A 10,969-nucleotide genomic window follows, 5' to 3' on the forward strand; every position below is an offset into this window, starting at 1 on the left:
CGGCGCGGAGAAGTCCAAAGGCGGCAACGTGGTCGACACCACGTCGTTGAACGCGCCGGGCACGGTCCAGGTCGACGTACGGGTGGTGGAGTTCAGCAAGACGGTGCTCAAGGAGGCCGGGTTCACGTTCGGTCGTACGCGCGGCGGTTTCGACTTCCGGACGTTTGCGCCCTCGTCGCTCTCCAAGGTCACGTTCGGCTCCAACGGGTTGTCTACCGAATCCACCATGCCGATCGGTTCGGCCTTCAACCTGCTGGTCTCCTCGGTCAGCAAGGGCCTCTTTGCCGACCTGAGCCTGCTGGAATCAAACGGCATGGCGCGGGTGCTGGCCGAGCCGAGCCTGGTTGCCCTGTCCGGGCAGAGCGCCAACTTCCTGGCCGGCGGCGAGATTCCGATTCCCGTGCCGCAGGCGCTGGGTACCACCACCATCGAGTACAAGCCGTTCGGCATCGGGCTGACGGTATCACCGACGATCCTGTCGGAAAACCGTATCGCCCTGAAGGTGGCGCCCGAAGCGAGCGACCTGGATTTCAGCCGAGGCGTCACGCTCAACGGCGCCACCGTGCCTGCCATTGTCACGCGCCGTGCCGACACGACGGTTGAACTCGGTGATGGCGAGAGCTTTGTCATCGGCGGGCTGGTCAGCCGCTCCACGCTGTCCAACGTCGACAAGGTGCCCTTCCTGGGCGACGTGCCGATCATCGGGACCTTCTTCAAGCGCCTGAACTACAACCAGGAAGAGCGGGAGCTGGTGATTATCGTGACGCCGCATCTGGTCAGGCCGATGGCACGCAATGCGCCGATCGACAAGATGCTGCCGGGGCAGAGCGGCGGGCGGGAGCGCGATACCGCGAGCGAGCCCGTGTGGCGGCCGTATGCTCTGGGGGTGGCAGATCCGGCCACCATGCCTGGGTTCTCGAAGTAAGGGGCAGGCATGGACTACTTTCTTCTGCACGGCGGCGCGCGCGGCAGCAAGCAAGGTGACGCGCAGTCAGCAGGCGTACACCGGTGGCTGGCGGGAGCCATTCGCGAGCTCGGTGTGCTGGTGGCAGAAACCACCGGCCACGACGCGTTCATCGAACAGATTGGCGCAGTGAACCCCGAGGTCGTGTTTGTGCGGTTTGCCTCGTCCCCCGCATTGATCGACGTGCCCGATCAGGACCAGAAGCTGGGCGAGGGCGCCGACGCGATCAACGAGGCGACGCAACTCGTCGCAGAACTCACGCGTCTGTTTCCGGGCTTGCCGCTGGTGGCCGTGGGCTCCGCTGCCGATGGTCGCGCGATGCTGGCCGCCTTGCGCGCAGGCGTCAAGGATTTCGTCGACGTGGACGGCGCGCCGACCGAAGCCGTGCGCGTGGTGCGGCGACTGCTGGCGGAGCGCGCATCGGCAGAGCCGACCCGCCGTGGCCGCGTGCTCGCCGTGTTGGGCGCGCGCCCTGGCGTGGGCGCGACGACGTTGGCTGCCAATCTGGCCACGCTCGTGCGCCGCACGTCGGCCAGCGATGTGATGCTGCTCGACTTGGGCCAGCCGCTGCGTGATGGCGCGCTGTACCTGAACGTGCAGGCCAATTTTCACTTTGTCGAAGCCGTGCGCAACCTGCGCCGCTTCGACCAGGTGTTTGTGCAGACCGCGCTGTCGCGCCACCCGAACGGGCTTGCGGTCCTGCCGCTGCCGATCTCGCTGGCCGAGATGCGCGACATTTCGTTCTCCGAGGCCCTTGGCCTGCTCAACCGCTTGCGCACGTTCTTCGACCTGCAGGTCGTCGACCTGGGCGGCTTCGGCAACATCGACTTCATCGCACAGATCATCAAGGCTGCCGACGACGTGATGCTGGTGACCGAGCAGAGCGTGGGCGCCATCGTGTCTGCGGCCGAGCTGATGCAGGAACTCAAGAAGCGCGAGATCGACCGCGACCACCTGCATCTGACCATTTCGAAGTTCGACACACGCCTGTCGCTGGACGCGGCGCAGATTGCCGAGCGGCTGGAGATCCCCTCGGTGCTGACCGTGCCGAATCGCCGTGAAGCCCTCGTCATTGCCTCAAACCAGGGCGCGATGCTGGCCGAAACACATCCCACCGATGCCTATGTGCGCGCGCTTGCGCAGATTGCCCAGACACTCGGCTATGCCCAGCAGAGCGAGCGTGCGTCGGGTGTATCGAGCTGGGTGTCGGGCGTGAGTGCGCGACTGGGCGGCCGCTTTGGTGCGCGCTCCAAACGCAAATCGACAGACGCCACTGAACTGGATATCGGGACCACCGAACGGAACGCGACATGACACAACCCATCGAGTTCTCCAACCAGGCGGACGCCGGCAACGGCGCGTTTGCCGTCTCGCAGGCCTTCCAGGACATCAAGGAAGCCGCGCACGAACACCTGCTGACGCGCATTGAAGAACTGGGCGCCGAATTCGGTCGTTGGTCGCGCACGGCCATCCAGCGTTTTGTCGATCTCGAGGTGGAAGGCTTCACGCGCATGCGCCGCATTCCCGTCAACGAAACGGAGATCCGGCAGATTGCCGAGGCGCTGACGAAGGAGCTGGCCGGCTTCGGCCCCATCGAAGACCTGCTGGCCGATCCGGCGGTGGAAGACATCCTCGTCAACGGCCATCTGGACGTGTACGTGTCGCGCCACGGCATTCTGGAACGCATTCCGGTGCGCTTTGCCGACAACAACCACTTGCTGCGCATCGTGCGTCGCATCCTCGCGCCGATCGGGCGCCGGTTGGATGAGTCGAACCCGATGGTGGATGCGCGCTTGCCCGACGGCGGCCGCATCAACGTGGTCATTCCGCCGCTGGCACTGGAAGGGCCGGTGGTGTCGATCCGCAAGTTCCGCAAGGATCCGCTCAAGCCGGAAGACCTGCTCGGCCTCGGCACCATGAGCGAAGAGATCGGCGCGTTGCTGGAAGCGGCAGTGCAGGCGCGCTGCAACATCCTCGTCAGCGGCGGCACGAGTTCGGGCAAGACGTCGCTGCTCAATGCGATGGCGTATCACATTCCGACGACGGAGCGCGTGATCACCATTGAAGACACGGCAGAGCTGTCGCTCAACCACCCGCACGTGGTGCGTCTGGAAAGCCGGCCGGGCGGCTTCGAGGGCACGGGCGTCGTCACGATTCGGGAGCTGCTGCGCAACAGCCTGCGCATGCGGCCTGATCGCATCATCGTGGGCGAAGTGCGCGGCGGTGAAGTGCTGGAAATGCTGCAGGCCATGAGCACCGGCCACGATGGCTCGATGGGCACCATCCACGCCAGCAGCCCGCGCGAATGCCTCTATCGATTGGAAATGCTGGCGGGCTTTGCCGGCTTCCAGGGCAGCGAGGTGAGCTTGCGCCGGCAGATCACCAACGCCATCGATTTCATCGTGCAGATCGGCCGGCTGTCCAACGGCAAGCGCCGCATCCTGTCGATCACGGAAGTGACGGGGCTGGGGGACAACATCATCTCCACGCAGGAGCTGTACCGGTACGAGCCTTACATCGGGCCAGACGGTGAAGAGATCGACCGCTGGACGGCACTCGGCCTGCAACCGCATTCGCCCAAGCTTGCGCGCATGCGCAACGCGGGCATGGACAATGGCGCGAACGGCGGCATGGGCGGCATGGGCGGCATGGGCGGCGGATTCGGCGGCGGGGGCCGCTTCCATGTCTAGCGCGACGCTCTGGTTCGGTTGCCTGGCGCTGCTGCTGGTGGGCGCCTCGCTCATGTTGTGGGCGGAGGCCGTGCGCCGTCGCGAGCGCGAGGCATCGCGCAGCTTCGTGCGGGCACAGACCGATCAGATCAACGCGCGTTACCAACCGAATGTGGAGCCCGTGCCGGCCAGCGTGCCGGATTCGCTGAACCGCGTCTGGCAGGATGCACTGCGCCGTGCAGATATCGAACCGAGCCGGCGCTTCTACGCGCTGCTCATTGGTCCGGCACTCATGATTGCGCTTGCTGTCTGGGCGGTGTCGAGCGTGATGTCGGCCTTGACGGCGCTGGCGCTGTACGTCGTGATCGTTGCTTTCCTGTTCTGGAACCGGACGCGGAAGATGAACGAACGCCTGCTGCAACAATTGCCGGGCTTTCTCGACGGCGTGGTGCGGCTGATGAGCATCGGCAGCGCGGTGCCTGCGGCGTTCCAGGCGGCCAGCGCCAATACCGAGCAGCCGCTGCGCAACTGCCTGACGGCCATCACGCAGATGCAGCGCGCCGGCAAGGACCTTGACGCCGCGGTGCTCACCGTGGGCCAGCAGTACCGCGTGAATGAACTGATCCTGCTGTCGTCGGTGCTGCGCCTGGCGTTGCGTTACGGTGGGCGGGCCGACATCGTGATGGAGCGCACGGCTGCATTCATGCGCGACCGCCAGCAGGCCCAGCGCGAGCTGTTCGCTCTCTCGGCCGAGACGCGGTTATCGGCGTGGATCATCGGGCTGCTGCCGATCGTGGTGGGTGGTGTGATCGTCATGTTCAACGCGGCGTACATCATGTCGATGTGGCGCGATCCGTTCGGCAAGACGTTGATTCTCACGGCCTTCGGCATGGAAGTCCTGGGTGCCGTCATGCTGGCCAGGCTGGCCAAATCGGTCTGAGGAGGGCGCATGGACGATACCCTGATCACCCTCAGCCTGACCGCGGCGGCCGCGGGCATGCTGGTATTCGGCGGGCTCGCGCTGCGTGCCACGCTCACGCGGCATCGCAGCGCACGCAAACTCGATACGGCGCTGTCCGACATGCGCGCGACGGCGGCCAATCCGGCGGGGCCCGCAGCGTCGCCGGTCGTGTCGCCTTCCGCCAAGCCGCGGCCGCACGGCCCCCGCGAAGCTCAGCAGCTCCAGCAGCAGATTGCCAAGGTAGGCCAGCGCTGGATCGACACAGGCCTGGGCCGCCGCATCGTGACCGAGGAAGACCGCAAGCTGCTCGAAGAATGCGGCTACTACGGCGAGCATGCCCGCACGGTCTTTGGCGGTACGCGCATGCTGCTGCCGCCGCTGCTTGCGGTGTTCGGCGCGTTGCATGCGTCGTCGGCGCTGTTCGTGTTCGTGTTTGGTTTCGTCGGGCTCGCGCTAGGTTACCTTGCGCCGAAGTGGCTGCTCGGCCGTCGCAAGGAAAGCCGTCGGCGACGTATGGACGATGAGCTGCCGGTCATGGTCGACATGCTGCGGCTGCTGCAGGGCGTCGGCCTGTCAATTGACCAGAGCCTGCAGGTGATTGCCAATGAATTCCACAGCATGCTGCCGGTGCTTGCGGGCGAATTTGGCCGCGCCAACCAGCAGTTCGCGTCGGGCCGCCCCCGCGAGCAGACGCTGTTGCGCATTGCGCGCCTGTTCGACAACGAAGACTTGAAGGGCCTCATCACGCTGCTCACGCAGGTGGATCGCTTTGGCGGCGCGGTGCAGGAGCCGCTGCGGCAGTTCGGCGGCCGGCTGCAGGAGAACCGGCGCGCGCGGCTGAAGGAACGCGTGGGCAAGCTGACTGTGCAAATGACGATGATCATGGTGTTGACGCTGTTGCCCGCCCTGCTGATCGTCACCGCAGGACCGGGCTTCATGGGCGTGATGCGCAGCCTGCAACAAACCGGGGGACATTGAGATGACGCGCTTCCAAAACACCGCGTGCACCGGCCTGGCCGGCGTGGCCATGCTGACCATCCTGCTGGCGGGCTGCGGCTCGATGGCCACATCCGACATGAGCCTGCGTGCCGATGCCGACATCGAAATGGCCCGTCAGCGCCAGAGCCAGGAGAAGGCCGAGATCACCAGTCCGGCGACGTATCTTTCGTTGATTCGCAAGATGCAGGAGCAGGGCCTGTACTACGCGTCGCTCGCCCATATCGATGCCTACCAGCAACGCTATGGCCGCGCGCCCGAAATCATGCTGCTGCGTGCGGATGCTCTGCGTGAAACCGATCAACTTGCCGCGGCCGACGCCGAATACCGCGCGGTGGTCGGCGCGACCTCCGCCATGGGCGCGGGCACGCAGGGCGGATTGCTCAATGCCGCAGCCTGGCGCGGCTTGGGCATCGTTGCGGGCCGGCAGGGCAATTTTGTCGAGGCGGCTCGCCGGTTGCAGGTGTCGGCACAGGCCAACCCGACCGACGCCAGTACGGCAAGCGATCTCGGCTATGCGCTGATGCGCGCCGGCGAAGTGGAGCAAGCCCGCGTGCCGCTGATGCAGGCCCAGCAGATGGCCGCCGCCAGCCCGAAGATCGCCGGCAACCTGGTGATCTGGCTGACCGTGAACGATCGCAAGGACGATGCCGCGTCGCTGGCGGCGCATGCGCAGTTGACAGCCTCTGCGCGCAAGGCCATCGATGACGACGTCGCGCGCGTGCGTGCTGCCTGGCGGGATCGCCGTATCGCCCGGGAAACCACAACGATGACGCCGCGCGCTGTCGCAATCGGGCCCTCTGCCGCAGCGTCTGCCGGCGTCTCTGTCGCCGCCGCGGCGATTGCCACCGGCACATCGGCCCGCCCGCTGGCATTGCAGCGTGGCCGTCTGCTTGACACCTTGGAGGTTTCGCAATGACTTTCCGCATCCTGATGGCCGCCGGTGCGGCGGCATGGCTGACGTGCGGCGTTGCCGGTGCTCAGGGGTTCTCTGGCAGCGACCCGCAGAGCGCTGCAGCAGCACCCAAGATCGGCACCAACGTGAGTGATGCGACCCGCGCGCTGCTCAAGGCGCAAGCCGAGGGCACCTACGCGGGCGAGTTTGTGCCGTTGCGAGGTGAGCAGGCAGCGCTGGCTTATCAGCGCTACCTCAATTCGTTCAATCAGCCCATGCCCGGCCTGGCACAGCAGAACTCCGGAACGCGGGCGTCGACGGTCAACCTTGTCCAGCAGTCCGGGCGCTGACCGCTGCTCAATGCATCCCCACGCTGTGAGACGCGCCGCCGCCCCCCGTCTACGCCGAGCCGTCATGCTCCGCCGCCGCCTGCGTGGCGCGGTGAGCGTGATGACGGCCACCTTCGTCGCCACGGTCGGACTGGCGGTGTTGGTGTCGATCGACATCGGCAACCTGTTCTACACGCAACGCGCGTTGCAGCGTTCCGCAGATCTCGCCGCCATGGCGGCCGCCCAGCGGCTCGATTTGCCGACCGCCGCTCAGCAGGCAGTGGTGCAGAACGGGCTGACGGTGGATGGCACCAACATCACGCTGGCCGTTGTGCCAGGCGTGTGGGATGCGAGCGCGGGAACCGCTCCAACGTACTTCACGGCGCAAGCCGCGGTCGACGGAAATACGAACGCGGCGCAGGTGACGGTCACGCAGAACGTGCCGTATTTCTTCATGGTTGGCCAACGCCGGTTGCAGGCGACGGCGATTGCGAAGAACACCTCGATCGTGGCGTTCTCCCTCGGGTCAGGCCTTGCTTCCGTCAATAACGGACTCCTGAACCAACTGCTCGGTTACCTGCTGCACACGAATCTGAATATCGACGCCGTCTCGTACCAGGGGCTGGCCACGACCAACATCCGCCTCGCCGATCTTGCTGTTGCGCTGGGAGCGGGGTCGATGCAGGAACTGCTGTCGCTGTCGCCCAGCCTGGGGAGCCTTTTTAATGCTGTGATCTCGGTGGCGTCGCAGTCCGGGCTTGCCGGCGTATCCGTGGGCGGGGCAGGCGCCAGTAATGCGCTGTCGTTTGGCAGCGATCTCAATGTGCCGATCAATATTGGCGATGGCGGAGCTTCGTCGCCGGGCTTGCTGCAGGTGCTGGCGCTGGCAGGCAACGAACAGGCGGCGCTCAATGCCACCGTCAACGTGCTCGATCTGCTGACCACGGCTGCGCAGATTGCGAATAGCAAGTCGGCTGTGACCGTGGCGCCCGTTGCGCTGAACTTGGTGGGGTTGGGGACAGTCACCCTCTCATTGAAGATCATTGAGCCACCGGCGATTGCGGTTGGGCCTCCGGGGCAGTTCTTGTCAGGACCCAATGCGGGGCAGTGGCGCACACAGGCGCGGACGGCGCAAGTGCGGTTGGGCGTGGGAGTGGTGGTTGGCGCGCCCGGGTGGCTCGCTGTGAGTGTGCCTATCGGCCTACAGGTCGCAGCAGCCCAGGCCCACGCGAAGTCGAATAACTGCACGGTCCCTCGTACAAACTCAACAGCGACGATTTCTGCGCAACCCCAGCCCGTATCCGTGTGTATCGCCACCAATGCAGATAAGGCGGTCAGCGGTCCAATGGATTGCTCAAAAGCAACTCCCGCGCCTTTGGTTGATTTGGGTCCCCTTGGGGCTGTGAGTATCAAAGCCAACGTGTCGCCCACCGCAAACTCCAATTGGGGCGACGAAACCATTTCCGCAACGCAGATCGGCTTGAGTCCCCAAAGGGACACCAGCGGTAACTCCCCGCCACGCGTTGCAACGCAGGCGATCTTCAGTTCCATCTTGAACAGCAACCTGAACCAGCTCCAACTAACGGTGACTCTTCCTCTCGTAGGGACCATCCCGTTAGGTTCAGATCTAGCACCAGTCATAGCGCCTGTGTTGGCTTTTGTGGGAACGACCTTGGATGCTGTTCTAAGCCCGCTCTTGAGCGCCCTCGGCATCCAACTCGGCTACGCCGACATCAAACTCCTCTCCCTCGACTGCGACGCCGTCGAGCTGGTTTACTGACATGGAAGCGACGACATGAAAACCGATCGCTGGGCGTACGAAACGCTTGAGATTTTTGTCTGGGAAGGCCGTCACGACATTGCCGATCGTGTGGCGCGGTTCATGGCGCCGTTCGGGGCGGAGGTGATCCGCGCGGGCGGTATCGACTTTCAGCCGGCCGAGCCTCGGCTCAAGCCCGCGGTGGCGGTGATCAGCGCGTCGGTGGTCGAAAGCGGCGGTTTTACGGTGCTCGACTGGCAAGCCGCCCAAGGCATGCCGGTGATCTGGGTGGCGGCGGATACGCAGCATGATTCCAGCCGCTTTCCGCCCGAATACACGTATGTGCTGGGGCCGGATTTTGGCGCGACCGAACTCCGCGCACAGATCAGCAAGGTCCTGCCGTCGATGTCGTCTGCGCAGGCTCAAGCGCAGGATCAGAGCGACCTCGTGGCCGCATCGCCGGCTATGCATGGGTTGCTGGAGCAGGTCGATACCTTTGCCGATTGCGACAGCAACGTCATGCTCTACGGCGAAACGGGCGCGGGCAAGGAGCGCATTGCGCGTCTGCTGCACGACAAGAACAGCGTCTACGGCAAAGGCCCGTTCGTGGCGGTCAACTGCGGCGCGATTCCCGATGGGCTCTTCGAATCGCAGTTCTTCGGCCATGCCAAGGGCGCGTTCACGGGCGCCATGTATGCGCACCGCGGCTACTTCGAACAGGCCAACGGCGGCACGCTGTTCCTCGATGAGCTGGGCGATCTGCCGCTGTATCAGCAGGTGAAGCTGTTGCGTGTGCTCGAAGACAGCGAATGCACGCGGCTGGGGTCAACGGTGCCGGTCAAGCTGGATTTCCGCCTGGTGGCCGCCACCAACAAGAACCTGCGCGAGATGGTGGCCACGGGCAAATTCCGCGCCGATCTGTACTTCCGCCTGGCCGTGATCGAGCTGCGCATCCCGAGCCTGGAGCAGCGCGGGGCGGATGACAAGATCGCGCTGCTGCTCTCGTTCCTGCGGCATTTGCTGGGCGACAAGACCTTCGATGCCATGCCGCCGGTGCCCGAATGGGTGCGGGCGTCGGTTGCCCGGGCCTACTTTGCCGGCAACGTGCGCGAGCTGCGCAACCTGGCCGAGCGCATTGGCATCACCCTGCGTCAGTTCGGCCGCTGGGACGAAGCGCGCATCCTCCCGCTGTTCGCCGGCCTGCAGCGCGACGCCTTCGAGCGCGAGGGCGGTAACGGCAGCCATGGCGGCTATGGCGAGCGCAGCAGCGGTGGAAATGGCGGTACGGGTGGCGAAGAAGAGCGCCGCCGCATCCTGGCCGCGCTGGACGCCAACAACTGGCGCCGCCAGGACACCGCGGCCACGCTCGGCATCAGCCGCAAGGTGCTGTGGGAAAAGATGCGCAAATACCAGATCGCCGACGGCGAAACCGAGCTGCGCGAGCTGGAGTGACGCCATACAACACCCTACCGCGCGGCGGGCGCCCGGCGCGCCACTCGGGCGGCGGATCGCGTATAGTTTTCGGCTGCAACACCTGCGCAGAATCCACAGGGTCGAGATGAGAACAAAAAAACAGTCAGGGAAAGCGTCGCACCGGGCGTTTCAGAGGGGATTGGCCATCGCGGCCGCAGTCGCAGTCGTGGCCGGTACGGCCGCCTGCACATCAGCCGTGGCGCAAAGCCCCGCCGCACCGCCCACTGCCATTGCACCGATTGCTGCCGCCGCGCCCGTGCCGGCATTGACCGCCACGGTTGGTCAGCCGGCTGCCACGGCGCCCGCCGCCAGTGCTGCCGCCACGCCCACCGGCGCAGCCCGAACCGACGGTCCGGCACCCGCCAGCGCCGTATTCGAGCTGCAACAGCGCATGCAGGCGCATGAACTGTCCGAGCTGCGCACCACCTATAACGGGGCCTACGGCGCCAGCCTGCTGTTTGCCCAGAGCGACCTGACGTACTACGTCACGCTGTTCCAGCAGAAAGACCTTTGGCGCGTCATCAAGACCACCAATGAAGCCGCTGCCGAACGCCTGTACAGCGATTTCGCCAGGCAGACGCGCACGATGGCCGACCTGGAGCTGCAGCGCATCCGCCTGGAAGCCCAGAAAGAGCGTTCCGAGCGCCAGATTGCCGCCCAGCAGGAAAGGCTCCGTGGCCTGAAGACCGACCTGGATATCCAGCGTCAGCAGCAGGCCCAGGCCCAGGAACGACAGAAGGTCGCCCGCACGGAAGCCGAGGCGCTGGATATCGAACGCCGTGCCGCCCGTGCCCGCGTCGACGAACTGCAGCGTCAAATTCGCGAACTCGAAGCCCAGGTCAACGCGCCGTTCAATTCACAGCCGCGCCGCCGCTGATCCAGCGCTTCACATCGTCCCCAGATCGGGCGGCCTACGGGTCGCC

Annotated in this window: 10 protein-coding genes; all 10 read left to right on the forward strand. The window is 65.4% G+C overall.

The genetic code is table 11. The features are described from left to right. Window positions 1–925: type II and III secretion system protein family protein (locus FUT88_RS24950; RefSeq protein ID WP_261797292.1), on the forward strand; the 925-nt coding region annotated here is incomplete at its 5' end. Window positions 926–934: 9 nt separating this feature from the next. Beyond that, entirely contained in the window at window positions 935–2,278 is a 1,344-nt protein-coding gene (locus tag FUT88_RS24955; RefSeq protein WP_147219214.1) for a CpaE family protein, read from the forward strand. Continuing rightward, window positions 2,275–3,654, forward strand: a complete 1,380-nt coding sequence (locus FUT88_RS24960; RefSeq protein WP_147219216.1) for a CpaF family protein — start codon at window positions 2,275–2,277, stop codon at window positions 3,652–3,654. Before FUT88_RS24955 ends, FUT88_RS24960 begins: the two co-directional genes overlap by 4 nt. Next, on the forward strand, window positions 3,647–4,573 hold the full coding sequence (locus FUT88_RS24965) for a type II secretion system F family protein (RefSeq protein WP_147219218.1): 927 nt from the start codon (window positions 3,647–3,649) through the stop codon (window positions 4,571–4,573). Before FUT88_RS24960 ends, FUT88_RS24965 begins: the two co-directional genes overlap by 8 nt. A gap of 9 nt (window positions 4,574–4,582) precedes the next feature. Continuing rightward, on the forward strand, window positions 4,583–5,572 hold the full coding sequence (locus FUT88_RS24970; RefSeq protein WP_147219220.1) for a type II secretion system F family protein: 990 nt from the start codon (window positions 4,583–4,585) through the stop codon (window positions 5,570–5,572). A 1-nt stretch (window position 5,573) separates the two neighbouring features. After that, window positions 5,574–6,509, forward strand: a complete 936-nt coding sequence (locus FUT88_RS24975) for a hypothetical protein (RefSeq protein ID WP_147219222.1) — start codon at window positions 5,574–5,576, stop codon at window positions 6,507–6,509. After that, on the forward strand, window positions 6,506–6,835 hold the full coding sequence (locus tag FUT88_RS24980; RefSeq protein WP_147219224.1) for a DUF3613 domain-containing protein: 330 nt from the start codon (window positions 6,506–6,508) through the stop codon (window positions 6,833–6,835). Before FUT88_RS24975 ends, FUT88_RS24980 begins: the two co-directional genes overlap by 4 nt. Window positions 6,836–6,899: 64 nt before the next feature. Beyond that, window positions 6,900–8,594 carry a TadG family pilus assembly protein gene (locus tag FUT88_RS24985; protein WP_261797293.1) on the forward strand — a complete coding sequence of 565 codons (1,695 nt, stop codon included), beginning with the start codon at window positions 6,900–6,902 and terminating at the stop codon, window positions 8,592–8,594. Between the two features lie 15 nt (window positions 8,595–8,609). Then, window positions 8,610–10,025, forward strand: a complete 1,416-nt coding sequence (locus FUT88_RS24990) for a sigma 54-interacting transcriptional regulator (protein ID WP_147219226.1) — start codon at window positions 8,610–8,612, stop codon at window positions 10,023–10,025. A gap of 106 nt (window positions 10,026–10,131) precedes the next feature. After that, the gene (locus FUT88_RS24995) at window positions 10,132–10,923 is read left to right on the forward strand and encodes a DUF2968 domain-containing protein (protein ID WP_147219228.1); all 792 of its coding nucleotides are present in this window, start codon (window positions 10,132–10,134) and stop codon (window positions 10,921–10,923) included. The last annotated feature ends 46 nt before the right edge of the window (window positions 10,924–10,969 follow it).

It is taken from the genome of Ralstonia sp. TCR112, from assembly GCF_007997035.1.
Taxonomy (GTDB): Bacteria; Pseudomonadota; Gammaproteobacteria; order Burkholderiales; family Burkholderiaceae; genus Ralstonia; species Ralstonia edaphi.

Coding starts and splice junctions, on each gene's coding strand:
- FUT88_RS24955 (WP_147219214.1), top strand. CDS start 935: ATGGACTACTTTCTTCTGCACGGCGGCGCGCGCGGCAGCAAGCAAGGT.
- FUT88_RS24960 (WP_147219216.1), top strand. CDS start 2,275: ATGACACAACCCATCGAGTTCTCCAACCAGGCGGACGCCGGCAACGGC.
- FUT88_RS24965 (WP_147219218.1), top strand. CDS start 3,647: ATGTCTAGCGCGACGCTCTGGTTCGGTTGCCTGGCGCTGCTGCTGGTG.
- FUT88_RS24970 (WP_147219220.1), top strand. CDS start 4,583: ATGGACGATACCCTGATCACCCTCAGCCTGACCGCGGCGGCCGCGGGC.
- FUT88_RS24975 (WP_147219222.1), top strand. CDS start 5,574: ATGACGCGCTTCCAAAACACCGCGTGCACCGGCCTGGCCGGCGTGGCC.
- FUT88_RS24980 (WP_147219224.1), top strand. CDS start 6,506: ATGACTTTCCGCATCCTGATGGCCGCCGGTGCGGCGGCATGGCTGACG.
- FUT88_RS24985 (WP_261797293.1), top strand. CDS start 6,900: ATGCTCCGCCGCCGCCTGCGTGGCGCGGTGAGCGTGATGACGGCCACC.
- FUT88_RS24990 (WP_147219226.1), top strand. CDS start 8,610: ATGAAAACCGATCGCTGGGCGTACGAAACGCTTGAGATTTTTGTCTGG.
- FUT88_RS24995 (WP_147219228.1), top strand. CDS start 10,132: ATGAGAACAAAAAAACAGTCAGGGAAAGCGTCGCACCGGGCGTTTCAG.